This is a genomic window from Nocardia sichangensis (assembly GCF_047200615.1).
Classification (GTDB): domain Bacteria; phylum Actinomycetota; class Actinomycetes; order Mycobacteriales; family Mycobacteriaceae; genus Nocardia; species Nocardia sichangensis.
Genome location: NZ_JBJZOK010000002.1, coordinates 77,179 through 103,436 on the forward strand (window position 1 = coordinate 77,179; position 26,258 = coordinate 103,436).

At 69.0% G+C, this 26,258-nt stretch carries 25 protein-coding genes; 14 read left to right on the forward strand and 11 right to left on the reverse strand.

The features are described 5' to 3' along the window. Window positions 1–25: 25 nt before the first annotated feature. From ACL03I_RS02790 to ACL03I_RS02830, 9 genes are all read left to right on the forward strand, one after another. A complete protein-coding gene (locus ACL03I_RS02790; protein WP_355070978.1) occupies window positions 26–655 on the forward strand; it encodes a YceD family protein in 630 nt (209 codons plus the stop codon). 53 nt (window positions 656–708) lie between these two features. After that, entirely contained in the window at window positions 709–891 is a 183-nt protein-coding gene (rpmF, locus tag ACL03I_RS02795) for a 50S ribosomal protein L32 (protein WP_014987105.1), read from the forward strand. 22 nt (window positions 892–913) lie between these two features. Then, window positions 914–1,627: a ribonuclease III gene (gene rnc, locus ACL03I_RS02800; RefSeq protein ID WP_355069836.1), complete on the forward strand. Its 714-nt coding sequence runs from the start codon at window positions 914–916 to the stop codon at window positions 1,625–1,627. A gap of 1 nt (window position 1,628) precedes the next feature. After that, window positions 1,629–2,489 carry a bifunctional DNA-formamidopyrimidine glycosylase/DNA-(apurinic or apyrimidinic site) lyase gene (gene mutM, locus ACL03I_RS02805; RefSeq protein ID WP_355069838.1) on the forward strand — a complete coding sequence of 287 codons (861 nt, stop codon included), beginning with the start codon at window positions 1,629–1,631 and terminating at the stop codon, window positions 2,487–2,489. A gap of 64 nt (window positions 2,490–2,553) precedes the next feature. Further along, complete coding sequence (locus ACL03I_RS02810) at window positions 2,554–3,135, forward strand: dihydrofolate reductase family protein (protein WP_355069839.1); 582 nt, start codon at window positions 2,554–2,556, stop codon at window positions 3,133–3,135. Between the two features lie 28 nt (window positions 3,136–3,163). Next, window positions 3,164–4,201 (forward strand): PHP domain-containing protein, encoded by a 1,038-nt coding sequence (locus tag ACL03I_RS02815; protein ID WP_355070980.1) that lies wholly within the window; start codon window positions 3,164–3,166, stop codon window positions 4,199–4,201. 103 nt (window positions 4,202–4,304) lie between these two features. After that, window positions 4,305–5,831, forward strand: coding sequence for a PstS family phosphate ABC transporter substrate-binding protein (locus ACL03I_RS02820; protein WP_412805084.1), 1,527 nt, complete (start codon window positions 4,305–4,307; stop codon window positions 5,829–5,831). Between the two features lie 346 nt (window positions 5,832–6,177). Continuing rightward, window positions 6,178–7,371, forward strand: a complete 1,194-nt coding sequence (locus ACL03I_RS02825) for a glycosyltransferase family 4 protein (protein ID WP_355070981.1) — start codon at window positions 6,178–6,180, stop codon at window positions 7,369–7,371. Beyond that, entirely contained in the window at window positions 7,368–9,497 is a 2,130-nt protein-coding gene (locus ACL03I_RS02830; protein WP_379251500.1) for an amylo-alpha-1,6-glucosidase, read from the forward strand. Before ACL03I_RS02825 ends, ACL03I_RS02830 begins: the two co-directional genes overlap by 4 nt. Window positions 9,498–9,862: 365 nt before the next feature. Here the strand turns inward: ACL03I_RS02830 and ACL03I_RS02835 are convergent, their stop codons facing one another. The 8 genes from ACL03I_RS02835 to ACL03I_RS02870 all read right to left on the reverse strand — a co-directional run bounded on the left by ACL03I_RS02835 (window position 9,863) and on the right by ACL03I_RS02870 (window position 16,703). Then, window positions 9,863–10,318, reverse strand: a complete 456-nt coding sequence (locus ACL03I_RS02835; RefSeq protein WP_355069843.1) for a DUF350 domain-containing protein — start codon at window positions 10,316–10,318, stop codon at window positions 9,863–9,865. A gap of 64 nt (window positions 10,319–10,382) precedes the next feature. After that, on the reverse strand, window positions 10,383–11,549 hold the full coding sequence (locus ACL03I_RS02840) for a glutathionylspermidine synthase family protein (RefSeq protein ID WP_412805085.1): 1,167 nt from the start codon (window positions 11,547–11,549) through the stop codon (window positions 10,383–10,385). Continuing rightward, the gene (locus ACL03I_RS02845) at window positions 11,550–12,053 is read right to left on the reverse strand and encodes a hypothetical protein (protein WP_355069846.1); all 504 of its coding nucleotides are present in this window, start codon (window positions 12,051–12,053) and stop codon (window positions 11,550–11,552) included. It abuts the gene before it with no gap. A 334-nt stretch (window positions 12,054–12,387) separates the two neighbouring features. After that, a complete protein-coding gene (locus ACL03I_RS02850; RefSeq protein WP_355069847.1) occupies window positions 12,388–12,666 on the reverse strand; it encodes an acylphosphatase in 279 nt (92 codons plus the stop codon). Beyond that, window positions 12,666–13,133: an OsmC family protein gene (locus ACL03I_RS02855; protein WP_356961262.1), complete on the reverse strand. Its 468-nt coding sequence runs from the start codon at window positions 13,131–13,133 to the stop codon at window positions 12,666–12,668. Before ACL03I_RS02855 ends, ACL03I_RS02850 begins: the two co-directional genes overlap by 1 nt. A gap of 98 nt (window positions 13,134–13,231) precedes the next feature. Beyond that, window positions 13,232–13,936 carry a response regulator gene (locus tag ACL03I_RS02860; RefSeq protein WP_355069850.1) on the reverse strand — a complete coding sequence of 235 codons (705 nt, stop codon included), beginning with the start codon at window positions 13,934–13,936 and terminating at the stop codon, window positions 13,232–13,234. Between the two features lie 31 nt (window positions 13,937–13,967). After that, window positions 13,968–16,508, reverse strand: coding sequence for a sensor histidine kinase (locus tag ACL03I_RS02865; RefSeq protein ID WP_412805086.1), 2,541 nt, complete (start codon window positions 16,506–16,508; stop codon window positions 13,968–13,970). 69 nt (window positions 16,509–16,577) lie between these two features. Further along, on the reverse strand, window positions 16,578–16,703 hold the full coding sequence (locus tag ACL03I_RS02870; RefSeq protein ID WP_412805087.1) for a hypothetical protein: 126 nt from the start codon (window positions 16,701–16,703) through the stop codon (window positions 16,578–16,580). A gap of 369 nt (window positions 16,704–17,072) precedes the next feature. On the opposite strand from ACL03I_RS02870, the gene kdpF reads away from it, so the two are divergent. From kdpF to ACL03I_RS02890, 4 genes are read left to right on the forward strand one after another with little or no spacing between them, the layout of a single operon-like run. After that, window positions 17,073–17,159 carry a K(+)-transporting ATPase subunit F gene (gene kdpF, locus ACL03I_RS02875; protein ID WP_195128160.1) on the forward strand — a complete coding sequence of 29 codons (87 nt, stop codon included), beginning with the start codon at window positions 17,073–17,075 and terminating at the stop codon, window positions 17,157–17,159. Next, a complete protein-coding gene (gene kdpA / locus ACL03I_RS02880; protein WP_412805088.1) occupies window positions 17,160–18,830 on the forward strand; it encodes a potassium-transporting ATPase subunit KdpA in 1,671 nt (556 codons plus the stop codon). Window position 18,831: 1 nt separating this feature from the next. Continuing rightward, on the forward strand, window positions 18,832–20,985 hold the full coding sequence (gene kdpB / locus ACL03I_RS02885; RefSeq protein WP_412805089.1) for a potassium-transporting ATPase subunit KdpB: 2,154 nt from the start codon (window positions 18,832–18,834) through the stop codon (window positions 20,983–20,985). Between the two features lies 1 nt (window position 20,986). Further along, window positions 20,987–21,850: a potassium-transporting ATPase subunit C gene (locus ACL03I_RS02890; protein ID WP_397275536.1), complete on the forward strand. Its 864-nt coding sequence runs from the start codon at window positions 20,987–20,989 to the stop codon at window positions 21,848–21,850. Window positions 21,851–21,896: 46 nt separating this feature from the next. Here the strand turns inward: ACL03I_RS02890 and ACL03I_RS02895 are convergent, their stop codons facing one another. Together ACL03I_RS02895 and ACL03I_RS02900 are read right to left on the reverse strand one after the other, a co-directional pair. Continuing rightward, on the reverse strand, window positions 21,897–22,526 hold the full coding sequence (locus ACL03I_RS02895; RefSeq protein ID WP_412805197.1) for an MBL fold metallo-hydrolase: 630 nt from the start codon (window positions 22,524–22,526) through the stop codon (window positions 21,897–21,899). Next, window positions 22,520–23,605 carry an S-(hydroxymethyl)mycothiol dehydrogenase gene (locus ACL03I_RS02900; protein WP_412805090.1) on the reverse strand — a complete coding sequence of 362 codons (1,086 nt, stop codon included), beginning with the start codon at window positions 23,603–23,605 and terminating at the stop codon, window positions 22,520–22,522. The genes ACL03I_RS02895 and ACL03I_RS02900 overlap by 7 nt, the downstream gene beginning before the upstream one ends. A gap of 225 nt (window positions 23,606–23,830) precedes the next feature. Between ACL03I_RS02900 and ACL03I_RS02905 the strand changes: the two genes are divergently transcribed. After that, window positions 23,831–24,256, forward strand: coding sequence for a DUF1707 SHOCT-like domain-containing protein (locus ACL03I_RS02905; protein ID WP_355069864.1), 426 nt, complete (start codon window positions 23,831–23,833; stop codon window positions 24,254–24,256). A gap of 57 nt (window positions 24,257–24,313) precedes the next feature. Here the strand turns inward: ACL03I_RS02905 and ACL03I_RS02910 are convergent, their stop codons facing one another. Continuing rightward, window positions 24,314–25,885, reverse strand: a complete 1,572-nt coding sequence (locus ACL03I_RS02910; RefSeq protein WP_412805091.1) for a hypothetical protein — start codon at window positions 25,883–25,885, stop codon at window positions 24,314–24,316. Window positions 25,886–26,258: the final 373 nt, after the last annotated feature.

A 26,258-nucleotide genomic window follows, 5' to 3' on the forward strand; every position in this document is an offset into this window, starting at 1 on the left:
CCCCTCGATCGTGAGTGAGTCCGTGATGTCCGCCGGTTCCGGTTCCGCGTCGCGTCCCCGATCGGCCAAGCGCCGGTCGCCGGACGCCGCTTTCGTGCTGGACACCCGCAGCCTCGGCCGCAGGCCGGGGACCATGCGCGAGCTGCGCCGTACCGTCACCACCGAGGAGCGGATCGGTCTGGATCTGATCGGCGTTCCGGTGGGTGCGCAGGTGGAATTGGATCTGCAGTTGCAGGCGGTGTCCGAGGGCGTGCTGGTCACCGGGACGGTCGAGGCGCCGATCGAAGGCGAGTGCTCGCGCTGCCTGGAGCCGTTCACCGACTCGGTCACCCTGCGGCTGACCGAGCTGTTCGCCTATCCGGACAGCACCACCGAGCAGACCACCGAGGACGACGAGATCTATCGCATGGACGACGACCTCATCGATCTGGAACCGGTGGTGATCGACGCCGTCGGGCTGGAGTTGCCGCTGCAACCGCTGTGCACCCCGGATTGCGCGGGACTGTGCCCGGAATGCGGCGTACGGATGGCGATTGCGGGATCCGACCACCGGCATGAGATACTTGACCCTCGCTGGGCCGGACTGGCCAGATTCGCCTCCGAATCGCCCGGCAGCGGCAGCCCCGACGAGGGTGCGGCCGACCGAGACCACTGAGCAAGACCGATCAGCCGAACCGGCAGAGCAATTAAGACAGAGGAGAAGTAGTCGTGGCCGTTCCCAAGCGCCGGATGTCCCGTTCCAACACCAGGTCGCGGCGCAGCCAGTGGAAGGCCACCGCGCCGACCCTGATCACCTGCCCGAACCGCGCCTGCGGCGAGAAGACCCTGCCGCACATCGCCTGCCCGTCCTGCGGCACCTACAAGGGCCGCCAGGTCACGGCGGCGGTCTGATCGTCCGATCTGTCGTAGCGACGTGACCGACGAACCCGACTCGTCCGGTGAACACGCGAGCCTGCTCGCCGCGTTGGGCGTCGACGTGCAGCCGGATCTGCTGCGTCTCGCACTGACTCATCGGTCGTACGCGTACGAGAACGGCGGTCTGCCGACGAACGAGCGTCTCGAGTTCCTCGGCGACTCCGTGCTCGGGCTGAGCATCACCGAACGGCTGTATCACGAGCATCCCTCGAAGTCCGAGGGTGAGCTGGCCAAACTACGCGCGAGCGTGGTGAACATGCGCGCGCTGGCGGAGGTCGCCCGCGGGCTCGGCGAGGGCGGGCTCGGTGCCCACCTGCTGCTCGGCAAGGGCGAGGAGCTCACCGGCGGCCGGGACAAGGAGAGCATCCTCGCCGACGGTATGGAGTCGTTGCTCGGCGCCGTGCATCTGGAGCACGGCATCGAGGTGGCTCGCGCCGTGGTGCTGCGGCTGTTCGCCGAGCTGCTCGAGCGCGGACCGCGGATGGGCGCGGGCCTGGACTGGAAGACGAGCCTGCAGGAACTCACCGCCGAGCGTGGTCTCGGCGTGCCCAGCTACGAGATCACCTCGACCGGGCCGGACCACGACAAGGAATTCACCGCCACCACGGTGATCGGCGGCCGGGCCTACGGGCAGGGCGTCGGACGGTCGAAGAAGGAAGCCGAGCAGAAGGCCGCGGGGGCCGCCTACGAGGCGCTGACCGCCGAAACCTGACGTGCCCGAACTTCCCGAGGTCGAGGTCGTGCGGCGCGGGCTCGCCGAGCACGTGGTCGGCCGGATGATCGAATCGGTGGCGATCACCCATCCCCGCTCGGTGCGCCGCCATCTCGAAGGCGCCGCCGATCTCGCCGCACGGCTGACCGGCCTGAAGGTCGAGTCGGCCGAGCGGCGCGGCAAATTCCTCTGGCTCACCTTCGACGATCCGGAGGCGGCGCTCGTCGTGCATCTCGGCATGAGCGGTCAGATGCTGGTCCAGCCCGCGGAAGCGCCGCTGGAGAAGCACGCCCACATCCGCGCCACCTTCGGCGACGGCACCCAGCTGCGCTTCGTCGACCAGCGCACCTTCGGCGGCTGGGCGCTCGCGCCGCTGGTCGAGGTGGACGGCACCCTGGTGCCCGAGCCGGTCGCGCACATCGCTCGCGATCCGCTGGATCCGCGTTTCGACGTCGAATCCGTGGTCGCCGTCATCCGGGGCAAGCAGAGTGAGATCAAGCGCGTGCTGCTCGACCAAGGCGTGGTCTCCGGCATCGGCAACATCTACGCCGACGAGGCGCTGTGGCGGGCCGAGATCCACGGGGGACGGACCGCCTCCGGGCTGTCCAGACCCGCGGTGCGCGGGTTACTCGCCGAAGTCGGCATTGTGATGAGCGAAGCGCTCGCCGCGGGCGGTACGTCGTTCGACGCGCTCTATGTGAACGTCAACGGCCAGTCGGGCTACTTCGAACGCTCCCTGGCCGTATACGGTCGGGAGCACGAGCCGTGTCGCCGGTGTGGTGCGCCGATCATCCGCGAGCGGTTCATGAACCGCTCGTCCTACTCCTGCCCGCGCTGCCAGCCGAAGCCTCGTCGTCGTTAGCGCGGGCGAGCTACCGTTTCCTCAGGGCGGTTCGGAATGTCAGCCGACCGTGAGGAAGGGAAGCATGCGCAAGCTCACCTATTACGTCGCGTCGACGATCGACGGTTTCATCGCCACCGAGGACGGCTCGGTCGACTTCTTCCCGGTCGGCGGCGACCACGGTCCCTCGATCAACGCGCAGTATCCCGAGACGCTGCCGACCAAGGTGCGCGAGGCGATCGGGTTGGAGGAGCGCAATCGCTACTTCGACACGGTGCTGATGGGACGCAAGACGCACGACTTCGGCGTCCGCACCGGCACCTCCACTCCCTACGCGCATCTGCGGCAATTCGTGGTCTCGACCACCCTGCCCGAGAGTCCCGACGCGGCCGTGGAGCTGATCTCGGAGAACCCGATCGAGAAGGTTCGCGCACTCAAGCGGGAGAGCGGGCTGGGTATCTGGTTGTGCGGCGGCGGGGAACTGGCGCAGGCGCTGCTGCCGGAGATCGACCAGATCTTCCTCAAGCTCTACCCGATCGTGCTCGGCAGCGGCCGTGCGCTGTTCGGCGCCGGGTCGCGGCTGCCGGAACCGGCCAAGTTCCGGGTGATCACCAGCACGGTGTTCGAGGACGGGGTGGCCTTCGTCAAATACAGCCGGGTGCACTGACCCGGTGCCCGGTCAGGAATCGAGCGGGATGCCGGACGCCGCCGCGGCGCCCGGTCCGGAGGCGGCGCTGCGGGAGATCGGCTTCTGGCTGGAGCGCTCCCGGGCGGAGACCCACCGGGTGAAGGCCTACCGGCGCGCCGCCGACGTCGTCGCGGAGTTGTCCGCCGACGAGCGGGAGGCGCGCCGGGCGGCAGGCACTTGGACCGAGCTGGCCGGCATCGGGCCCAAGACCGCCGCCGTCATCGAGCAGGCGTACGCGGGCGTGGTGCCGCGGTACCTGAGCGAGTTGCGGGCGGCCGCGCAGCCGATCGGGGCACCGGGCAAGCCGTTGCGCGAGCTGCTGCGCGGCGATCTGCACACCCACTCGAACTGGTCCGACGGCGGCAGCCCGATCGAGGAGATGATGCGAGTCGCGGCCGCGCTCGGGCACGAATACTGCGCCCTGACCGACCATTCCCCGCGCCTGACCGTGGCCAACGGCCTGTCCGCCGACCGGTTGCGCAGGCAGCTGGACGTGGTGGCCGAGCTCAACGACCGGATGGCGCCGTTCCGCATCCTCACCGGCATCGAGGTGGACATCCTCGACGACGGCACCCTCGATCAGCAGGCGGATCTGCTCGCCCGGTTGGATGTGGTCGTGGCCAGCGTGCACTCGCGTCTGCGTGACGACAGCGCGACCATGACCAAGCGCATGGCGTACGCGGTCGCCGATCCCAACGTCGACGTGCTCGGTCACTGCACCGGCCGCCTGGTCACGGGGGGACGCGGCACCAGGCCGGAGTCGACGTTCGACGCCGAAGTGGTGTTCGAGGCGTGCCGCACCTACGGCACCGCCGTGGAGATCAACAGCAGGCCCGAACGACTGGATCCGCCTTCGCGATTGCTGCGCCTGGCCGCTGAGATGGGTTGTCACTTCTCGATCGACACCGACGCGCACGCACCCGGCCAGCTCGACTGGCAGGGGTACGGTTGCGAGCGCGCGCTCGCGAACGGCGTCGCGGCGGAACGTGTGATCAATACCTGGCCGCTGGCGGATCTGTTGGCGTGGACTCGCGCGCAAGCGTGACCGCCGGGTTAACTTGTACCGAACAATACGACTTCGCCTGTGTCCGAAGGCTATTGCGGCACAGAATAAGGGTCACACGAATCGCTAGGGGTGGGATCAACTGGTGGGCGACTTTCCGCTCGAAATCGTACTCGCGCTCATCGGTATCGCGGTGCCCATCGGCGCGTTCCTGTGGGAGTTCGTCTTCGCCGGCCGCAGGCGCTTGGGCTATCGGGTGCAGATGGATACGCCGGTCACCGGTGAGATCGAATCGGTGTTTCCCGGTGTGCTCCCGCAACTGCGCCCCTCACTCGACGGCGCCAGTCCGGACCTGAAGGACATCTCGGTCGTTCTGGTGCGCGTCGAGAACAGCGGCATCACGACCATCGACAGCCACGACTACAAAGCGCCGGAAGCCGCGCGGATCGGCCTGCATCTGCGTTTTCCGCAGCGCCGCGTGATCGGCATGGCGGTGAACGAACTCAGCGATCCCGCGTTGGCCGACAACCTCGACGCCGATTCCGGCATCGCGGTGCGCGAGGACACCGGCGGGCACATCGGCGTGATCGACCTGCCGAAGGTGCCGCTCGCCCCCGGCGATCACTACAAGATTCTGGCGATCCTGCAGCGTTCGGAGGGCGTGGGCGAATACCCGCCGCCGGCGTTGCGCGGCGGCATCAAAGGCGGGCGGATCATCGAGACCCGCAGCCGCACCGGCGTTTCCCTGATGATGGTCGCGCTCACGGTCTTCTTGGTGCTGGTGATCGTCGTCCAGTTGGTGGTGTCCGCACTGGAGCCGTCGCCGACGCCGCTGGAGTGCGCCTCCGGCAAACTGACCGTGATCGGGTCTTCGGCGTTCGCCCAGGTGATCGAAGACGCCGCCGAGCAGTATCGGAAGAGTTGCGTCGGCGCCGATTTCACCTACGGCTTCGAAGGATCCGAGCGCGGACTGGACCGGCTCGCCGAAGAAGGCGCGGGCAATCCCGGGTTGCTCGCCGTCACCGACGGTGCGAAGGGCGGCGGCTATCCGACACTGGTGCACCGGCCGCTGGCGTTGTCGCTGTTCACCATGATCGCGCATCCCGGCGTCGGCGTCCGCGACCTCACCGCCGCCCAGATCCAGGATCTGTTCCGGGGCAGGATCGGCAACTGGCGCGAGGTGGGCGGTCCGGACTTGCCGGTGGTGCTGGTCAACCGCATACCCGGCTCGGGCACGCGCACCATCTTCGAACGCAGGCTGCTCGGCGGCACGCAGCCGGAGCGCCCGCACGTGAGCTGCACGGCGTTGAAGGGCACGGTCGTCACCGCGCCCGCGCAGTGCGAGGTGCAGGTCACCGCCGACATGCGCAAAGCGGTGGCCGAAATACCAGGGGCCATCGGCTATTCGGAATTCTCCGAGGCCGTCGGAGCCGGACTGCCGACCATCGCGATCGAGGGTGTCGGCGCGAGCCGGGACGCCGCCGTGCGGCGCGCCTATCCCTTGTGGGGCGTCGAGTACGCCTACAGCAACGGCGAGTTGCCCGGTGGGTCGCTCGCCGCGAGCTTCCTGCACTTCCTGACCGATCAGACCGGCAAAGAGGTGCTGCGCGCGCACGGCAACGCGCCGTGTGCCGACCTGCCCGATCCCGGTCGCTGCCTGCCGGATCAGTGACCCCGGACGTCGTTCCCATGGTCCGGCCGACAACGCGGGGCCACCGGACTACCCATCGGTAGCGGAACGAACGCTGCGGGAGGGGATTTTTCCCGAACTGTTTGGTTTGAACGGCACCCCCTGAGGTACCTCCCACTCGGCCCCCCTGATCATGCCGACCGCGTGACCAGGCCAACCAAGCCCCATGGACGGCGGTGCAGCTAGGTCTTCACCTCCGCCGCGGGGGCCACTTAGTTCAGTTCGGCGCCCGGTACTCCGAGTGCTGGGTGAATGCGAGTGCTACTTGGTTGTCCCTGGAAGGAGGGTCATGAGCGCGCTTTCCGTGCAGGCGTCGTCCGATCTGGAGATGCCGTCGTCCGACTACTTGTCGACAGATCGTTCCAGCGGCCCGTTTCGCATCGCGATGGTCGTGCCACCGTACTTCGACGTCCCGCCCAAGGCATACGGCGGCGTCGAGGCCGTGGTGGCCGATCTGGTCGACGCGCTGGTGGCTCGCGGCCACGACGTCACGCTGTTGGGCGCGGGGGAGCCGGGGACGAAGGCCAAGTTCGTGCCGGTGTGGGACCGGGCGCTGCCCGAACGCCTCGGAGAGCCGTTTCCCGAGGTCGTGCACGCGTTGCGGGTGCGCCGCGCGATCGAGAACCTCGCGGCCACTTCCGGTGTGGACCTGGTGCACGACCACACGTTCGCGGGGCCGCTGAACGCGACCGTCTTCCAGAACATGGGCCTTCCGACGGTGCTGACCGTCCACGGGCCGGTGGAGGACGATATCTACCGCTACTACCAGGATCTGGGCGACGAGGTCGCCTTGGTGGCGATCAGCGACCGCCAGCGCGAGCTCGCGCAGGGTCTCAACTGGTCCGGACGGGTGCACAACGCACTGCACGTCGACGATTGGCCGTTCCGCGTCGAGAAGGACGACTACGCGCTGTTCCTCGGGCGGTTCAACGAGTGCAAGGCCCCGCACTTGGCGCTGGAAGCCGCGCATGCCGCGGGTATCCCGCTGGTGCTGGCCGGCAAGTGCAGCGAGCGTCCCGAGCAGGCCTATTTCGAGGAGAAGGTGCGACCGCTGCTGACGGAAAACGATCACGTGTTCGGTCTCGCCGACGCGACGGCCAAGCGTAAGCTGCTTGCGAACGCGCGTTGCCTGTTGTTCCCGATCCGCTGGGAGGAACCGTTCGGCATGGTGATGATCGAATCCATGGTCTGTGGCACGCCGGTGGTCGCGCTGCGCGGCGGGGCGGTGTCCGAGGTGATCGTCGACGGCGTAACCGGCCGGATCTGTGAGGATCCCGCCGAATTGCCCGCGGCCATCGAAGAGGTCAGGGCGCTGGATCCGTACGCCTGCCGGGCGCACGTGCAGGCCAAGTTCGGCTCCGACACGCTCGGTTTCGGGTACGAGCAGGTGTATCGCCGGGTCCTGCGCTCCAAGAAGCGGTCCGGGGCGGTGCCGCTCGACACCGCGGCGGCCGTGACCACGCCACTCGACGACCCGGCGCCCGCCTCGCCGATCCGGATCGCGGCGAGCGGCTTGGCGTGACCGATTCCGTACCGGTGAGCCCCGCCCCCCTGAACTCCGGTGAGTCCACCGGGTTCGGGGGGTGCGGCTCGGTGACCCTGGTGGAAGGCGGCACCTTCTGCCTGTCCAATCGGCTCGGCGACGTCGAACCGGGTAAGCCGCACGGCTTGTTCTTCCGGGACGCCCGCGTGCTGTCGCGCTGGGAGTTGCTGGTGAACGGCAAACCCGCCGAGTCGCTTTCGGTGCTCAGTCCGGAGGCGTTCGCCGCCAGGTTCGTGTTGCGCAGGCCCCCGCAGGCGGGCCTGGCCGACAGCACGTTGCTGGTGGTGCGCGAACGGATCGTGGCCGACGGCATGCACGAGCTGATCACGTTGGAGAACATGGGCCGCGAGCCCACCGCGGTGCTGCTGGAACTGCATGTGGACGCCGACTTCGTCGACCTGTTCGCGGTGAAGGAAGGACGCGCAGGACACGGGCGGGCGGACGTGACGGTCGCCGACGGGGAACTGGTGCTGCACGATCACGCCGACCGCAGCCGGGGCATCTCGATCTCGGCGACCGTGGAGCCCGAGGTGATGCCCGGTTCGCTGCTGTGGCGGGTGATCGTGCCGGTCGGCGAATGCTGGCAGGCCGAGATCATCGCCCAGCCGACCGTGGGCAACCAGCGTTTCCAGGCGATCTCGCCGGGTGAGCACTACAACGTCAGCGCGCCGGGCCGCAAGATCGAGGCGTGGCGCGACACCGCCACCGACATCGCCGCCTCCGATCCGGCGCTCACCCGGGTGCTGCGCCGCACCGAGAGCGACTTGGGCGCCTTGCAGATGCACGACGAATCCGGCGACGCGCGGCCTTTCGTCGCCGCGGGCGCACCGTGGTTCATGACCCTGTTCGGCCGCGACAGCCTGCTCACCGCGTGGATGGCGCTGCCGCTGGAGATCGATCTCGCGCTGGGCACGCTGCAACAGTTGGCGGAACTGCAAGGGCAGGACGTGAACCCGCTCACCGAGGAGGAACCCGGCCGCATCATGCACGAGATGCGCCGCGGCCCCGCGGGCGGACAGGTGTTCGGCGGCCACATCTACTACGGAACTGCCGACGCCACACCGCTGTTCGTGATGCTGCTGGCCGAATGTCATCGCTGGGGCGCCGACCCGGAGGCGATCCGGCACCTGCTGCCCGCCGCCGACGCCGCGCTGCACTGGATCACCGACTACGGCGACCGGGACGGCGACGGCTTCGTCGAGTACCGCCGCGCCACCGATCGCGGCCTGGTCAACCAGGGCTGGAAGGACAGCTTCGACGGAATCAACGACGCCACCGGCCATATCGCCGAAGCGCCCATCGCCCTGTGCGAGGTGCAAGGGTACGTGCACGCCGCGCTGCTGGCCAGGGCCGAACTGGCGGAGGCTTTCGACGACTTGCGGCTGGCCGGCCAGCTACGCGAACGCGCCGCGGAGTTGCGCGTCAAGTTCGCCGAACAGTTCTGGCTGCCCGATCGCGGCTGGTATGCCGTGGCGCTGGACGGCGGCAAGCGCCAGGTCGACGCGCTGACCAGCAATGTAGCGCACTGCCTCTGGTCGGGCATCGCCACCGACGAGCACGCGGCGGAGCTGGTGTCGCGGATGGCGGCCCCGGAGATGGATTCCGGCTTCGGGTTGCGCACGCTGGCGTCGAACATGGGCGCCTACAACCCGATGAGCTATCACTGCGGCTCGGTCTGGCCGCACGATACGGCGATCGCGGTGGCGGGGCTGCTGCGCTACCGGCACGTTCCCGGCGCGGTGGAGCTGGCCACTCGGCTGGCCACCGGCTTGTTGGACGCGGCCGCGGTGTTCGACGGACGCCTGCCGGAGCTGTTCTGCGGCTTCCCTCGGTCTCGATTCGCCACGCCCGTGCCGTATCCGACGTCCTGCTCGCCACAGGCGTGGGCCAGCGCGGCGCCGCTGTTGCTGGTGCGCGCGTTCCTCGGTCTCGATCCCGACGCGCCGACCAGGACGCTCACCGTTCGACCGCAGCTGCCCGCGCGGTGGGGCAAGGTGTCGCTGCGCGCGCTGCGGCTCGGTGCGACCACCGTCGACCTCGAGGCAGAAGGCGCGCAGATCACCGCGGCGCGCTTGCCCGACGACTGGCGGTTGGTGACCCGATGACCCGCACCGATTGCCGCGGGTCGGGAGCGGGTATGCCCCCGATATAAGGACATTGCAAGCCTTCTCGCACTGATACGCAGCACGGGAGGTGCACGATGCAGACATCGCTGGACATACAGGATCTGTGGCGGACCCGGTACCGGGACTGTTCCGCGGAGCCGTCGACGGATCTCGACATGGATCGCGCATTGTTCATTCGCAGCGTGCACGCCGGTCACGGCCCGGAGTGCCGCCAATATCTCGCGGCGGCGGCGTACTGTCTCGCCCACGGCGACGAGCACTGAACCATCGGCCGCACTCCGCGGAACGCGGTGTCGGCAGGGCACCGAGCGTCCTGCCGACACCACGCACCGCCGTGACGACGCCTACAGGATCGCGAAGGCGACCACGAGCCCGAGCGCGAAATGCGCGGCCGCCACCACGAGCACCTCGGTGGTGTAGGTGTCGGCGTGCAGCGCGGCGCCGATGTCGATGCCGAGCGCCCGTTCGATGACGCGCACCGAGATGACCTGCGCGACAATGCCGACCAGGCCGAACACCAGGGCGGCGATCAGGCCCTCGGAGAGCTTGCCGCCGCCGCCCACGGCGAAGATGGCGAGCACGACGATGAACGCCATGCTGATCATGCCCGCCGCGGTGACGATGACGGCGTTCGGCTTGCCCGCCACCACCAGCTTGCGCAGCTTGCCCGGCGTGGTCAGGTCGATGGCGTAGAAGCCGACGAGCATGAGCACCAAGCCGACGAGGGCATAGAGGACGATCGCGCCCACGCCCTCGCCGAGCGAGTTCCAGTACCCCGATTCCAGGGCGACTGCGGTCATCTTGATCCTTCCGAGATGGATCGGCATGCGGCCGAGATGGGTTCGTGCTTGACGGTGACGATGCTCAGTCGGTGGCGATGCGATGCGGGACGAATGCGGAGCCGTCGTCGGTGATCAGTCCCGCGGTCTCGCGGATACCCAGCCCCGCCGCGGCGTCGCCGACGATCCACGCGCCGAGCACCGGACGCATGTCATCGAATTCCGGGAGCGGATCGAGCAGTTGGTACACGTAGCCTTCCTCGCCGTAGACGCCGCCGGTCGCGGTCTCCAGTCCGGCGCCGACGATCGTCATGTTGGCGCCCTCGCGTCCCAGCTTCGGTTTGCGGATGTACTCGGTGAGCTCGTTGGGTTGGTCGAGGTAGGCGGGCAGCAGATTCGGGTGACCCGGGTACATCTCCCACAGCACCGCCAGGATCGCCTTGTTGCTCAGCAGCGTCTTCCACAGCGGTTCGATCCACATGGTCTCCGGCAGGCTGTCCACGACGCGTTTGCCGAAATCGTCGTCGAGCACCCATTCCCACGGGTAGAGCTTGAAGACCGCCTCCATCGGAGCCTCCGCCAGGTCGGCGAAACGCTCCAGCTCGGAATCGAATCCGATCTCCTCGATCGGCAGCGCGATGGTGTCGAAACCGGCCTCGGCCGCGGTCTCCTGGAGGTAGGCGGTGGTGACGTTGTCCTCGCCGGTGGCGTCCGCACCGGACCAGGTGAAGTGCAGCTGCGACGTGGGCAGCACGTCGCGCAACTCGCCCCACCGCTCGACCAGCTTCTCGTGCAACGAGTTCCACTGGTCGCCGCCGGGGTAGCGGTCGGTCAGCCAGTGCCACTGCACGATGGCCGCCTCCAGCAGCGAGGTCGGCGTGTCGGCGTTGTACTCCAATAGTTTCGCCGGACGCCGTGCGTCGTAGCGCAGGTCGAAACGCCCGTACACGTGCGGATCGGAACGCCGCCAGGATTCGGCGATCGGGCCCCAACTCCATTCGGGCAGGCCGAAATCGGCGTACCGCTCGGTGAGCACGATGTGCTCCACCGCGTTCAGGCACATCGAGTGCAGGAGTTCGACGTCGGCCTCCAAGGCGAGGATTTCCGACATCTCGAACTCGTAGTGCACCGACTCGTCCCAGTACGGCCGCGGCTGACCGCTCGCGTCCCGCCCCGGGGCACCGTAGACCAGGCCTTGGCTCTCGATGATCTGCTGCCAGCCCGGCCGGGGCGTATCCCGTACACGCCGCATCTACGATCCTCCGCCGCTCTTGCTACCCAGGCCGCCGCGCTGGATGGTGGTGCCGCTCTTGGTCTTGATCTCGGCGCTCTTCGGCTTGATCGTGGTGCCGCCGACGGGCGGTTTGCCGATCGTGCCGGTGCCGCCGTAGTAGTAGCGGTACTGCGGCCCGCCGCCGAGGATGATCAAACCGGGATTGATGCCGGTGTCGTTGACGAAGCCAGGACGGCCGTCGCCGCAGTAAGAGTCGTCGACCACGATTTCTTGGCCGTTCTCGATTTTCATGCACTGGGCCGTGACCCGGTCAGGGGCAGCCAAGGCGCGATAGGCCAGATAGCCGCCGCCGACCAGGGCGGCGACGCCGACGATGGCGACTCCGCCGATCATGACGCGTTTGCGGGTGCGCTTCTTGGCCTCCTCGGCCGCGGCGGCCGCGCGCTGGACTTCCTCGGCGCGCTTGCGCGCCTTGTCGCGCGCTCGTGCCTCGGCCACCGTGGGCGGGCGGGGGCGGGTCACGCCCGCTTCTTGGCGTTGGATACTGCCGGGGCGAGGAGGGGGCGCGGCGGGCGGCCGATCGCCGGGACCGGCCCCGCTCGCTGGCGCCGAAGGGGGCCTCGACCAGTTGTTTTCGGGCTGATCGGCGTCACCCGATGCGGACGTGGAGGTCGATCGGTCGGCGCCACCGGCGGCAGGTGTCGACCTGTCCTGTGCATCGCCGGACGTCGGCGTCGGCGGTTGCCGGTCCTCGGCCGGGCGCTGTGGGCCGGACGGCCGCTCGGGCTCCTCCCGGCGCTCGTCACCCGGATCTCGCGTGCTCATCGCTGCGCCCCCCTCGTCGCCCGAACCACCACTACCGCTCCTCGAAACCGGTCAAATCACCCCGCGCGGGCTCCCAGCTTTCCACAACCAACCTGACCTGACCAGGTGTGTCCTCGGAACGCAAGAGGGCCAGCAACCGCTCGCAAGCCGGTCGCGGACCTTCGGCGACCACGTGCACGCGGCCGTCCCTGGCATTCGTCGCATGCCCGGCCAGTCCCAGTTCGAGCGCGCGGGACCGGGTCCACCAGCGGAAACCGACACCCTGGACCAGTCCGTGCACCCAGGCGCTCAACCGAACGGCCTCGTCCATCAGGCCTCGATGTCGAACGACAGCGTCACCTTCGATCCCGCTTTCAACGTCCGCCCCACGGTGCAGACCTTGTCGATCGCGCGCTGCACGGTGACCAGCAACCGTTCACGAGCCTCCTCGTCGAGGTCGCTGAGGTCGAGTTCGAACACCTCGTCCAGCTGCGGGTAGACCTCGTTCTCCCGGTCGGCGTCGCCGGAGACGCGAATGGTGGCGTCGAAGTTGTCGCCGAGTTTGCGCGACAGGGGGAAGTCCGCGCTGAGGCCGGAGCAGGCGGCGAGCGCGATCTTCAGCAGCTCGCCGGGGGTGAACACACCGGGGACGCCCTGCGAACCGATCAGGACCTCGGCGCCGCGGGAGCTGCGGCCGGTGTAGGCCCTGGTCCCGGTGCGCTCGACCCACAACGTGGTCGGCTCCGGCGCGCTCGGCGCCGCGGGGGCGGTGACGGGTGTAGCGGTCTGTTCAGCCATGGGTTCGATCCTGCCATTGTCGTCGCAATCAGTTCGCGGGCCTGGCAACGCCGCGCGAGGACGGGCCATTCCGCGCGGTCGGCGGACCGTGGCCGGGATTACTCCTGGAACCGGTATCCCATGCCCGCCTCGGTGAGCAGGTGCTTGGGGCGTGACGGATCGTCCTCCAGTTTGCGGCGCAATTGCGCCAGATAGACCCGAAGGTAATGGGTCTCGGTGGCGTACGACGGGCCCCACACCTCCCGCAGCAGCTCGCGCCGCCCGACCAGCTTGCCGCGATTGCGCACCAGCATTTCGAGCATGCCCCACTCGGTGGGGGTCAGGTGCACCGTCTCGCCGCGCTTGGTGACCTTCTTGGCGGCCAGGTCGACGGTGAACGAGTCGGTGGTCACCACCGGCGCCGAGGCATCGGGATCGGTGACGCCGCGCCGGACCGCGGCGCGCAGCCGGGCCAGCAGTTCGTCCATGCCGAACGGTTTGGTGACGTAGTCGTCGGCCCCCGCGTCGAGCGCCTCGACCTTGTCGGCGGAATCCGTCCGCGCCGACAGCACGATCACCGGCGCCGAGGTCCAGCCGCGCAATCCGGCGAGCACCTCGATGCCGTCCATGTCGGGCAGGCCGAGATCGAGGATCACGACGTCCGGATGCCGGTCGGCGGCCGCGCGCAGGCCCGCGCTGCCGGTCGCCGCGGTGATCACCTCGTAGCCGCGGACCGAGAGATTTATTCGCAACGCGCGCACGATCTGCGGTTCGTCGTCGACCACGAGCACCTTCGTCGCCACCGCATCGGGCGTCTTCGTCACAACCGCCGCCTCCTGTGTCGTCGCGGACACCTCACTCACCCGCGCTCGTCGTCTCGTGTGCCACGCCCGTGCCGTTCGCGTCCGGTGCCTCGCCGCCGGGCAAGTCGACCAGCATGGTCAATCCTCCACCGGGTGTGGGCTCGGCGTGCACTGTGCCGCCCATCGCTTCGACGAACCCGCGCACCACCGACAGGCCGAGCCCGACGCCGGTCGTGTTGTCCCGGTCGCCGCGCCGCTGGAAAGGCTCGAACAATTGCTCCTCGGTGCCGTGCGGTACGCCGGGACCGGTGTCGATGACCGCGATCGCGACCCGGTCGCCCGCGCGTTCGGCGGTGACCCGGACCGTGCCCGCGCGTGGGGCGTGCCGCAGCGCGTTGTCGATCAGATTGGCCAGCACCCGTTCCAGCAGGCCGCTGTCGGCGAGCACCGAGACGTCGCCGACCTCGACCCGCACCCGGTCCATCGCCGCGCGTCGCAGCCCGCGCGCACCCATCCCGACGCTCACCAGCGCGCGGTGCACCGCCTCGTCCAGGTAGACCCGCCGCACCTGCGGCGTGACCACGCCGACCGCGAGCCGGGAGGAGTCGAGCAGATTGCCGACCAGCGCGGTGAGCTGATCCACCGACTCCTCGATGGTCTCCAGCAGTTCGGCGGTGTCCTCCGGGGAGAACTCGATGTCGTCGCTGCGCAGGCTGGAAACCGCCGCTTTGGCGCCTGCCAGCGGGGTGCGCAGGTCATGGCCGACCGCCGAGAGCAACGCCCGCCGCAGGCGATCGGCCTCCAGCAGGGCCGCGGCGGCGCTGGCCTCCTCGGCCAGGCGAGCCTGCCGGACCAGAGCGACGGCCTGGTTGGTGACCGCGTTCAGCACCGGACGGTCGGCGGCCGCCAGCGGGCGGCCGGCCAGCAGCAACCAGTGCACGGCATCACCCGCCTCGACCACGGTGTCCGCGTCGGAGGGCCGCCGCGGTGGGTCCACTCCCACCTCGGCGAGGACCTGGTCACCCGACACCAGGGCGACCGCGCGCTGCCCGAACACCTCCCTGATCTGTTCGAGCAGCCGGGGCAGATCCGCGCCGTGCAGGATCGCGCCGGAGAACATGGTCAGCAGTTCGGCTTGCCGAGAGGCCTTGCGCGCCTGCGCGGTTCGCTTCGCGGCCAGATCGACCAGCGCGGCCACCGCGACGGCGACGATGAGCAGCACCACCACGGTGATGAAGCTGTTCGGCTCGGCGATGGTCAGGCTGTAGCGGGGTGGCGCGAAGAACCAGTTCAGCAGCAGGCCCGACAGCAGCGCCGAGAAGGAGGCGGGTACGACGCCGCCGAGCAGCGCGACAGCGACCACGCCCACTACGAACACGGCACTGATGCCGCCGAGATCCAGCACCTCGTCGAGGTAGGCGGCGCTCAGCGCGCACACCAGGGCCGGTACGGCGACGGCGGCGAGCCACGCCGCCACCGGGCGGCGCGGATGCAGGGCCGCGTACCGGAATCCGCGGTGGGCCTCCTCGTGCGTCACCATGTGCACGTCGATCTTGCCGGAGCGTTGCACCACCGTGGAGCCGATGCCCTCATCGAAGATGCGCGCCCACCGCGAGCGACGGGAGGTGCCGAGCACCAGCTGGGTGGCGTTCGCCTCTCGGGCGAACTCGAGCAGGGCGGTGGGCACGTCCTCGCCGGTCACGGTGTGCAGGGAGGCGTCCAGGCTGGCCGCCAGCTCGCGCAGCCGGGCCAGCCGCTCGGTGGAGACCCCGGCCAGGCCGTCGCCGCGCACCACGTGCACGACCACCAGGTCGGCGCTGGATTTGGTGGCGATCCGGCCGGCCCGGCGCACGATCGTCTCCGATTCCGGACCGCCGGTCACCGCCACCACGACGCGCTCGCGCGCCTCCCACAGTTCGGTGATCTTGTGGTCGGCCCGGTACTTGGCGAGCGCGGCGTCGACCTGATCGGCCAGCCACAGCAGCGCCAGTTCGCGCAGCGCGGTGAGGTTTCCCGCGCGGAAGTAGTTGCGCAGCGCGGCGTCGATCCGCTCGGCGGCGTACACGTTGCCGTGGGAGAGCCTGCGCCGCAATGCTTCCGGCGTGATGTCGACCAACTCCACCTGATCCGCCCCGCGCACCACGGCGTCGGGCACCGTTTCGCGCTGCTGGATGCCGGTGATCTGCTCGACGACGTCGTTGAGGCTCTCCAGATGCTGCACGTTGACCGTGGAAATCACGTCGATCCCCGCGTCGAGCAGCTGCGCTACGTCCTGCCAGCGCTTCTCGTGCGTGCTGCCGGGCACGTTGGTGTGCGCCAGCTCGTCGACCAGCACCACCGCGGGGGCGCGGCGCAACACCGCCTCGACGTCGACTTCCTGGTACGTGCTACCGCGATATTCGATCAGCTTCGGGGGGATGCGTTCGATGCCATCGAGCAATTCCGCGGTTTTCTCCCTGCCGTGTGTTTCGACCACCGCGGCCACCACGTCGCGACCGCGCTCCAGTCGCCGGTGCGCCTCGCCGAGCATGGCGTAGGTCTTGCCGACTCCCGGCGCGGCGCCGAGGTAGATACGCAGCTGACCGCGTTTCACGCCTTCATCATCGCGCGTCGCGCCGCCCCGGCCGAACACCCCTGGGTCGTCCCGGCGCGCTGCCCCACGTCACCGCCGCACATCATCGGCCTCGATCCGCACCGGTTGCAGCCGCGGCGTCTGCGCACGAGCGCCGAATGCGCGAATGACCAGCGCGCAGCAGACGAATGCGAGGACAAAGATCACTGCCGACATTGCGATCCTCTCTTCCTTCCCGGCGCCGGTCGCGCTGGAATCGTCCCGCCTGGCCGGCTCTCCACTTCTACCGCCGCCAGGCGGGCCGACCTCGATTTTTACGGTGTGTTGACGGTCCGCCCGTGTTCCTTGACGCCATACTTGCGGGCATCGCGGGCCCGTCAACGAACCGCAAATGCCAGGTGCCGGGGCGTCAAGAAGTCGTCAGGAAACGACCCAACGCGCCATCGGGGCGCTTCACTCGCTCTGTCGCGCCGAAGCCCGGCGCGCGGATGGAGGTTGTCGAGCTATGTCGGTCGTGGTGTTCACCGCGCTCACCGTGGCGGCGTTCGCGCTGCTGGGGTTGATCCAGCGCGGGGTGGAGAAGTTGTGACCGCGAACCTGATCGGTCTCGTTCTCGCCGCAGGCGTCGCGGTCTACCTGGTCGCGGCGCTGCTGTTTCCCGAGAGGTTCTGAGTGAGCACGACAACCGCGGGGATCGCCTTCGTGGCCTCCCTGGTCGCGGCGCTCGCGCTGGTACACGTGCCGCTGGGCGACTACATGTACCGGGTCTACGAGGGACGTGCGCATTCTCGCGTCGAACGTCTCGTCTATCGCGCGATAGGCGCGCATCCCGAAGTCGAGCAGCCGTGGCCCGTGTACGCGCGCAGTGTGCTGGCCTTCTCGGCGGTCGGCATTCTCTTCCTTTTCTTCTTCCAGCTCGTGCAAGGCAGGTTGCCCCTGCACCTGAACGATCCGGGCACCGAGATGACGCCCGCGCTGGCGTGGAACACCGCGGTCAGCTTCGTGACGAACACCAACTGGCAGAACTACTCCGGTGAATCCACTCAAGGGCACCTGGTGCAGATGGCCGGGCTCGCCGTGCAGAACTTCGTCTCGGCGGCGGTCGGCATGGCGGTGGCCGTGGCGCTGGTGCGCGGGTTCGCTCGCAGGCACACCGGTGACCTCGGCAACTTCTGGGTGGACCTGGTGCGCGGCACGCTGCGCATCCTGCTGCCGATCGCGTTCGTCTTCGCCCTCGTGCTGGTGGCGGGCGGGGCGATCCAGAACTTCCACCTGCACGACCAGGTGGCGCACACGCTGGGCGGCACCGAGCAGACCATCACGGGCGGCCCGGTCGCCAGCCAAGAGGCGATCAAGGAACTCGGCACCAACGGCGGCGGCTTCTACAACGCCAACTCCGCGCACCCGTTCGAGAACCCGGCCACTTGGACCAACTGGGTGGAGATCTTCCTGCTGCTCGTGATCAGCTTTTCGCTGCCGCGCACCTTCGGCCGGATGGTGGGCAGCCGCAAGCAGGGCTACGCGATCGCCGCGGTGATGGGGACGATCGCACTGCTCAGCGTCACGCTGACCAACCTGTTCCAGCTCCAGCACCACGGCACGGTACCGACCGCGATCGGCTCCTCGATGGAGGGCGTGGAACAGCGCTTCGGTGTGGCGAATTCGGCCACCTTCGCCGGTGCTACCACCCTGACCTCCACCGGCGCGGTCGATTCCTTCCACGATTCCTACACCAGCCTCGGCGGTCTGATGACGATGTTCAACATGCAGTTGGGCGAGGTCGCGCCGGGCGGCGCCGGGTCGGGCCTGTACGGCATGCTGATCCTGGCGGTGATCACGGTGTTCGTCGCGGGCCTCATGGTCGGTCGCACCCCGGAGTATGTGGGTAAGAAGATCACGCCGCGCGAGATCAAGTTGGCCGCGTCGTACTTCCTGATCAGCCCGCTGATCGTGCTGGTCGGCACGGCCGCCGCGATGGCGATGCCGGGCCGGCGCGCGAGCATGCTCAACTCCGGGCCGCACGGACTGTCGGAGGTGCTCTACGCGTTCACCTCGGCCGCCAACAACAACGGCTCCGCTTTCGCGGGCCTGACCGGCAACACCGAGTGGTACAACACCGCGCTGGGCCTGGCCATGCTCTTCGGGCGCTTCCTGCCGATCATCTTCGTGCTCGCGCTGGCCGGTTCGCTCGCGCGGCAGGGCACCACTCCCGCATCGATCGGCACGCTGCCGACCCATCGTCCGCAGTTCGTCGGCATGGTCGTCGGCGTGACGGTGATCCTGGTCGCGCTCACCTTCCTGCCCGCGCTGGCGCTCGGGCCGCTCGCCGAAGGAATCCACTGACATGTCGAGTCCCGCGATCGATGAGAACGTCTCGGCACAGGCCGAGCCCGAGCGGCCACGGGGCAGGAGTGTCCCGAACGGCGTGCTCGATCCCAAGATGCTGCTGACCTCGTTGCCGGACGCGGTACGCAAGCTCGATCCGCGCACGCTGTGGCGCAACCCGGTGATGCTGATCGTCGAACTGGGCGCGGCGTGGTCGACCGTGCTCGCGCTGGCGGACCCGACCTTCTTCGCCTGGGCGATCGTCGTATGGCTGTGGCTCACGGTGATCTTCGCGAACCTTGCCGAGGCCGTCGCGGAGGGGCGCGGCAAGGCGCAGGCCGACACGCTGCGCAAGGCGAAGACCGACACCGTCGCGCGGCGACTGGTCGAGTGGTCGCCGGGCGCGCGGGTGGTCGAGGAACGCGTCGCGGCCCCGGACTTGCGCCGCGGTGATCACGTCGTTGTCGAGGCGGGGCAGGTGATCCCCGGTGACGGCGACGTCGTCGAAGGCATCGCCTCGGTCGACGAGTCGGCGATCACCGGTGAATCCGCTCCGGTGATCCGGGAATCCGGCGGTGACCGGTCGGCGGTGACCGGCGGCACCACCGTGCTGTCGGACCGGATCGTCGTCCGGATCACGCAGGAACCGGGGCAGAGCTTCATCGACAAGATGATCGCCCTGGTGGAGGGGGCCAGCAGGCAGAAGACCCCGAACGAGATCGCGCTGAACATCCTGTTGGCGGCGTTGACGATCATCTTCGTCTTCGCGGTGGTCACGCTGCAGCCGATGGCGATCTTCAGCAAGTCGAACAATCCGGGCGTGCCGGACACCGTGGCGCTGGACGCGCACGGCGTCACCGGCATCGTGCTGGTCTCGTTGCTGGTGTGCCTGATCCCCACGACCATCGGCGCGCTGCTGTCGGCGATCGGGATAGCGGGCATGGATCGCCTGGTGCAGCGCAATGTGCTCGCCATGTCCGGGCGGGCCGTCGAGGCGGCCGGAGACGTGAACACCTTGCTACTGGACAAGACCGGCACCATCACGCTCGGCAACCGCCAGGCGGCGGACTTCGTCCCGGCGCCCGGCGTGAGCAAGGCGGAACTGGCCGACGCCGCACAGCTTTCCAGCCTGGCCGACGAGACCCCGGAGGGCCGCTCGGTCGTGGTCTACGCCAAACAGGCCTACGGTCTGCGGGAGCGCACACCGGGCGAGCTGAGCCACGCGCGGTGGGTGGAGTTCACCGCGCAGACCCGGATGTCCGGCGTCGACGTCGAGGGCCGTCTGCTGCGCAAGGGCGCGGCGAGCGCGGTCACCGAATGGGTGCGATCGCAGGGTGGTTCGGTGCCGGCGGAACTCGGCGCCACCGTCGACGGCATCTCCGCCGCGGGCGGCACGCCGCTGGTCGTCGGTCAGGTCGACGGCGGTGCCGCCCGGGTGCTCGGCGTGATCCACCTCAAGGATGTGGTGAAGCAGGGCATGCGCGAGCGGTTCGACGAGATGCGCAGCATGGGCATCCGCACGGTGATGATCACCGGCGACAACCCGTTGACCGCGAAGGCGATCGCGGACGAGGCGGGGGTCGACGACTTCCTCGCCGAGGCGACGCCGGAGGACAAGCTGGCGCTGATCAAACGGGAGCAGGAGAGCGGACGGCTGGTCGCGATGACCGGCGACGGCACCAACGACGCGCCCGCGCTGGCGCAGGCCGATGTGGGCGTCGCGATGAACACCGGCACGTCGGCCGCCAAAGAGGCGGGCAACATGGTGGATCTGGATTCCGATCCGACCAAATTGATCGAGATCGTCGAGATCGGCAAGCAACTGCTCATCACGCGTGGCGCGCTGACGACGTTCTCCATCGCCAACGACATCGCCAAGTACTTCGCGATCATCCCCGCCCTGTTCGTGACGCTGTTTCCCGGCCTGGACCTGCTCAACGTCATGCGGCTGTCCAGTCCGCAGTCGGCGATCCTGTCCGCGGTGATCTTCAACGCGGTCGTCATCGTGGCGCTGATCCCGCTGGCGCTGCGCGGTGTGCGCTACCGGCCGTCGAACGCGTCGAAACTGTTGAGCCGCAACCTGACCGTCTACGGGCTCGGCGGCATCATCGCGCCGTTCCTCGGCATCAAACTCATCGACCTCGTGGTCCAGTTCCTCCCCGGGATGTCCTGACATGCGCCTTTCAACCTGGATCCGGCAGCATCTCGCCGCCCTGCGCGCGTTGCTCGCGCTCACCGCGATCACCGGAATCGTCTACCCGCTGGCCGTTTTCGCGGTGGCCCAGCTGCCCGGCCTGCACGAGAAGGCGGACGGGTCGCTGGTCGCCGTCGACGGAACGACCGTGGGATCCGGCCTGATCGGGCAATCGTTCACCGGATCCGACGGCGCGGCCCTGGTGCGGTACTTCCAGAGCCGCCCTTCCGCCGCCGGTGACGGCTACGATCCTCGGTCCACCGCGGCGAGCAATCTCGGACCGGAGGACATCGTCGACACTCCGGCACGCGCGAGCCTGCTCACCACGATCTGCGCCCGCAGCAAGGAGATCGGCGACCGTGAGGGGGTCGACGGCAGTCGTCCGTTCTGCACGAAAGGCGGTGTGGGCGCGGTGCTCTCGGTGATCGGACCGCGTGACGCCGACGGGGACGTTTCGCATCCCGGTCAGGTCGTCAGCGTCAACGAGGCGTGCCCGGCGCAGCCATTCGTCGCCGCCTTTCGAGGCGTCCGAGTCGAATGCGCCGAACCGGGACGGGACTATTCCGCCGGGCGAGTCGTCCCGATCCACGGCGACGCGCCCGCCGATCCGGCGGTGCCCCCCGATGCCGTCACCGCGAGCGGGAGTGGGCTGGACCCGAACATCTCGCCGGAGTACGCGGCCATCCAGGTGCCCCGGGTCGCGAAGGCGCGCGGGATTTCCGAACAGCAGGTGCGCGCGCTGGTCGCCGAGCACACCAGCGGCCGGACGCTGGGATTCCTCGGCGAGCCGCGAGTCGAGGTGCTCCGGTTGAACCTGGAGCTGGATCGCCGGTTCCCCGGTTGATCCGCGCGGTGCCGCCGCGGGCGGCGCCGGGTGCCGCCCGCGGCGGTCAGTGGCCGCGGGCGATCCAGTCGGCGAGGAGAGGTTTCTCCGCGCCGATGGTGGTGGAATCGCCGTGCCCGGTATGGACCGTGGTCTCCTCCGGGAGCGTCAGCAGGCGTTCGCGGATCGACTCGATGATCGTGCCGAAATCGGAGAACGATCGGCCGGTCGCACCGGGTCCACCGGCGAACAATGTGTCGCCCGTGAACACGACCTTCGCATCGGGCAGATGCAATGCGACGGAACCGGGGGAGTGGCCGGGGGTGTGCAGGACGTGAAGCTCGCTGTCCGACACCGCGATTCGATCGCCGTCCGAGAGCGGCCGGTAGGCCGCGTCCGGGTGGGTCATGCGCCACAGCGGCTCGTCGCCGGGATGCAGCAGGATCGGCGCCGCCGAGCGCTCGGCCAGTTCGGGGGCGACCGTCACGTGATCGTTGTGTCCGTGGGTGCACACGATCGCGCGAACGGTGCGCCCGGCGACCGCCGCGACGATCGGATCGGCGTCGTGGGCGGCATCGATGACGACCACTTCGTCGTCGTCGCCGACGAGCCAGATGTTGTTGTCCACCGCCCAGGTTCCGCCGTCGAGACAGAAGTCGCCGGAGGTGACGACGCGGTCGATGCGGACGGTCACCAGACCACCACCGAACGCAGCACGTCGCCCGCGTGCATCTTCGCGAAGGCCTGCTCGACCTGGTCGATCCCGATGCGCTCGGAGACGAAGCGGTCCAGCGGCAGCCGTCCCCGGCGGTAGAGGTCGATCAGGGTGGGGAAGTCGCGTTCGGGAAGACAGTCGCCGTACCAAGCGGATTTCAGCGCGCCGCCGCGCGAGAAGAAGTCCAGTAATGGCATCTCGAGGGTCATCTCCGGGGTCGGCACGCCGACGAGGACCACTGTGCCCGCCAGGTCGCGACCGTAGAAGGCCTGCTGCCAGGTCTCCGGCCGTCCGACCGCGTCGATGACCACGTCCGCGCCCCAGCCGTCGGTGTACTCCTGGATCTTCTCGACCACGTCCTCGGTGCTCGCGTCGATGGTGTGGGTGGCGCCGAAATCCGTGGCCCACCGCAGTTTCCGGGCGTCGCGGTCCACCGCGATGATGGTGCGCGCGCCCGCCAGCCGGGCTCCGGCGATGGCCGCGTCCCCGACGCCGCCGCAGCCGATCACCGCGACGGTGTCGCCGATCGAGACGTTGCCGGTGTGTATCGCCGAGCCGATGCCCGCCATCACCCCGCAGCCGAGCAGGCCCGCCACCGCCGGGTCGGCGGCCGGATCGACCTTCGTGCACTGGCCTTCGTGTACCAAGGTCTTGTCGACGAACGCGCCGATGCCGAGGGCGGGAGTCAGCTCGGTCCCGTCGGCGAGCGTCATCTTGTTGCTCGCGTTACGGCTGTCGAAGCAGTACCAGGGCTTGCCGCGCTTGCACGCCCGGCACTCGCCGCAGACCGCGCGCCAATTGAGGATCACATAGTCACCCTCGGCCACGTGGGTTACCGCGGCGCCGACGGCTTCCACCACGCCCGCCGCCTCGTGGCCGAGCAGGAAGGGGAAGTCGTCGGTGATGCCGCCTTCGCGATAGTGCAGGTCGGTGTGGCAGACCCCGCACGCCTGCACCCGCACCACCACGTCGTGCGGGCCCGGATCGGGGATCACCACTTCGACGAGCTCGACCGGTGCGCCTTTGCTGCGGGCCACGATCCCGCGGACGGTTTCCGACACCTGTGCCTCCTGAGCGAGTTCTCGGGACGCGGATCCGGACGTTTCATGGACCCGCGAGCCGAACACCTGTCCATACAGTTGTTCTCGGTGCGAACACTACCGCCGGATCGCGGGAAGTCTCGAGTTTCGGCGCGGAATCACGGCGGGGGTTGACATTCCACTTTGGAGGGTTATGCTTAAGTCATATTCCACTATGGAAGGTGGAACCCGTCGATAGGACCAGGCATGGACATCTCCACCGGCACCCGCGCCTCGAATGCCGAACGCGACGCCGTGGTGCGCCTGCTCGGCAGGCATATGGCGGACGGGCGGATCGATCTGCCCGAATACGACCAGCGCGTCGCCCAGGTGTACGCCACCACCGACCGGGAGGACCTGCGCGGGGTGTTGTCCGATCTGCCCGAACTGAGCAAGGACGCGGGCGCACCGGCCTCCGCACGCCCGCGCATCCCGATCTGGCAGCGCATCGAGGGCAGCACCTGGCTCGCAGTGAGCGCGCTGGTGCTGGTCATCTGGGGCGCGATCTCGCTCAGCGTCGGCGCCTTGACCTACTTCTGGCCGGTCTGGGTGATCGGCCCGTGGGGCGCCGTCCTGGCGTTCCGCATGGTGGCCGGCTTCGAGAACGGCCGATTCACCCACCGCGCGAGCTGAGCGTCATTCCTCGGCGCTGTCACCCGGATCATCGAGTGACAGCGCCGTTTTCGTGTCCTACCATCTGCGCCGCGAGGACTCGTGCGGGGGAAGCGAGGTATCGCGGCGTGACCGCTGGTCGTCGCGATGGCGGCGGCTGGGTGGTTGGTCGTAGGTCCGTTCCGGTGCTCGGTCGGATGGGGTGGGGCGGTCGCGGTAGGGAGTATCGGGTCGCTCTCGTCGGCCGGTCTCGGACTCGAAGTCCCTGGGCTCCTGGCCACGCCCCGATCGCCGGTTCGCTCGCGGCCATCGGGCATCCGCTTCGTCGTAGTCGTCGCGATGTCCAGCGACGGGTGTTGTGCCGTGCCCGTCCTGCTGCCGACGTCTCGGCAGTTCGGGGCGGCCGGGTGTAGGGCGCGGGTGTGCATCCGTCCCGCCGCCGCGCGGGAGCCGATCGCCGCGCCGAGTGGGTTCGGGTTCGTCACGGCGACGGCGCGACGGCGCGGGCGAACCGTAGTCGTCGGCCGGACGCTTCGCTTGTCCGGTGGGCCGGGGTTTGTCGCCGCGAGTTCGTCGATCGGTATCGGTGCGCGGGGACGAGGGCGGTGGGTCGGCGGCTCCGCGCCGGGTGGAGCGAGTTTCGCCGTGCGCGGCTAGGGACTCGCGGGATCGTGTCGCAGCGGGTTTTCCGCGGTGGTCATGCTCGTCGGAGGCTTTCTGCTGGAGCACGGGAAGTTCCCGGGTGTCCTGGGTGGCGCTGACGCCTTTCTCCTGATACTTCGCGGAAATGTCGTGAGCGCGCAGCCACGCACCCGGGTCGTGGCGGGCGGCGGCGTCCAGCCACGGAAGGGTGTCCTCGAGCAGATCGAGCAGGTCACCGCGCCCGTCGCCGAGTGCGCCGCGGATGGCGGGGAAGACGTCCGCGGGGAACGTCCACTTCCATTCCGACCGCGCCTCACCGTGTCGGCGGCCGTGCAGGACGAGGTCGCCGGAGCGGGAGATTTTCGCCCGCACCGTTCGCGTGCCGGATTCGATGACGAGTTCGCCGGTCTCGCTGCGGGTGATCTGCTCCGTCTCGTCATGGTCGTCGAGTTCGCCGGGCTCGATGTCGTCGTCGGGGTCGACGCGGCGCATCCACTTCGTCACCGCGCCCAGCGGGAGCAGCGGCTGCCGGTCGTCAGAGTCGCCGGAGCGGGTGATCCGCAATGTCCGCGCAATCCCGGCGACGAGATCCGCGCGCCCGGGGGCTTCCGCGGGTTCGGGCAGGTCTTCGTCCTCGAAGTGAGCCATGGGCGTCGACCGCGCGCCGGTGCCGGTGCGTCCGGCACGCTCGCCCCTGCCGTACCCGGGGTCGGCGGATCGCCCGGCTCGACCGGGAAAATTCCCAGAACTGGGAGTTTCGTCCTCCTCGTCGTCGTCCCACGGCGGGTCCGCGTCCTGCTCCTGCGCCCGCAGTTTGATCTCGAACCACGCCGCGCCCAGGGCGGCCGCACCGAAGGCGGCCGCGATCGCGACCTCCACCCGCACATCGCTCAGCAGCGCGCTCTTGCTGCGTTCACAGGCGTGCAGGAGCAGCAGGCTGCCGAGTACCAGCCCCGCGATCCGGGCAAGGCGGAACCGGGTACTTGTCCCTGGTGAGGGGGCAGACATCGTGGTGCGCTCCCGAAATTCCGCTGGCGAATCAGAGGGATCGTATGTGGCCGGAGGGTGTGGCGTCAGTGCCAGTTCGAGACCGCGCGGAATCGGCGGACCCACGGGTGGGGAGGGTACCGGTGGCAGGCCGAGCGCGGGCGGGCGTTCCCCGGTCGCGGCGAGAGGGCTGAGTGGGCCGTGCCGCTGACGCCGAACGGCAGCGTGGCCGCCCATCCCGGCAAACCTCGAGCACATCGAAATGCGCGCGAACCGGCGGCGAGTCGATAACCTACGGATATCGCCGAACCACCACTCGGCCGCGCACGCCGTCGGGCCCCGGAGGCTCCCGGTACGCGACGGATACCATGACAGGTCGCCGGATGCGCTGCCG

Coding starts and splice junctions, on each gene's coding strand:
- ACL03I_RS02870 (WP_412805087.1), bottom strand. CDS start 16,703: ATGTCGGCAGTGATCTTTGTCCTCGCATTCGTCTGCTGCGCGCTGGTC.
- ACL03I_RS02835 (WP_355069843.1), bottom strand. CDS start 10,318: ATGACCGCAGTCGCCCTGGAATCGGGGTACTGGAACTCGCTCGGCGAG.
- ACL03I_RS02905 (WP_355069864.1), top strand. CDS start 23,831: ATGGACATCTCCACCGGCACCCGCGCCTCGAATGCCGAACGCGACGCC.
- ACL03I_RS02890 (WP_397275536.1), top strand. CDS start 20,987: ATGCGCCTTTCAACCTGGATCCGGCAGCATCTCGCCGCCCTGCGCGCG.
- kdpB (WP_412805089.1), top strand. CDS start 18,832: ATGTCGAGTCCCGCGATCGATGAGAACGTCTCGGCACAGGCCGAGCCC.
- ACL03I_RS02825 (WP_355070981.1), top strand. CDS start 6,178: ATGCCGTCGTCCGACTACTTGTCGACAGATCGTTCCAGCGGCCCGTTT.
- ACL03I_RS02840 (WP_412805085.1), bottom strand. CDS start 11,549: ATGCGGCGTGTACGGGATACGCCCCGGCCGGGCTGGCAGCAGATCATC.
- ACL03I_RS02810 (WP_355069839.1), top strand. CDS start 2,554: ATGCGCAAGCTCACCTATTACGTCGCGTCGACGATCGACGGTTTCATC.
- ACL03I_RS02850 (WP_355069847.1), bottom strand. CDS start 12,666: ATGGACGAGGCCGTTCGGTTGAGCGCCTGGGTGCACGGACTGGTCCAG.
- ACL03I_RS02790 (WP_355070978.1), top strand. CDS start 26: ATGTCCGCCGGTTCCGGTTCCGCGTCGCGTCCCCGATCGGCCAAGCGC.
- ACL03I_RS02815 (WP_355070980.1), top strand. CDS start 3,164: ATGCCGGACGCCGCCGCGGCGCCCGGTCCGGAGGCGGCGCTGCGGGAG.
- ACL03I_RS02855 (WP_356961262.1), bottom strand. CDS start 13,133: ATGGCTGAACAGACCGCTACACCCGTCACCGCCCCCGCGGCGCCGAGC.
- ACL03I_RS02910 (WP_412805091.1), bottom strand. CDS start 25,885: ATGTCTGCCCCCTCACCAGGGACAAGTACCCGGTTCCGCCTTGCCCGG.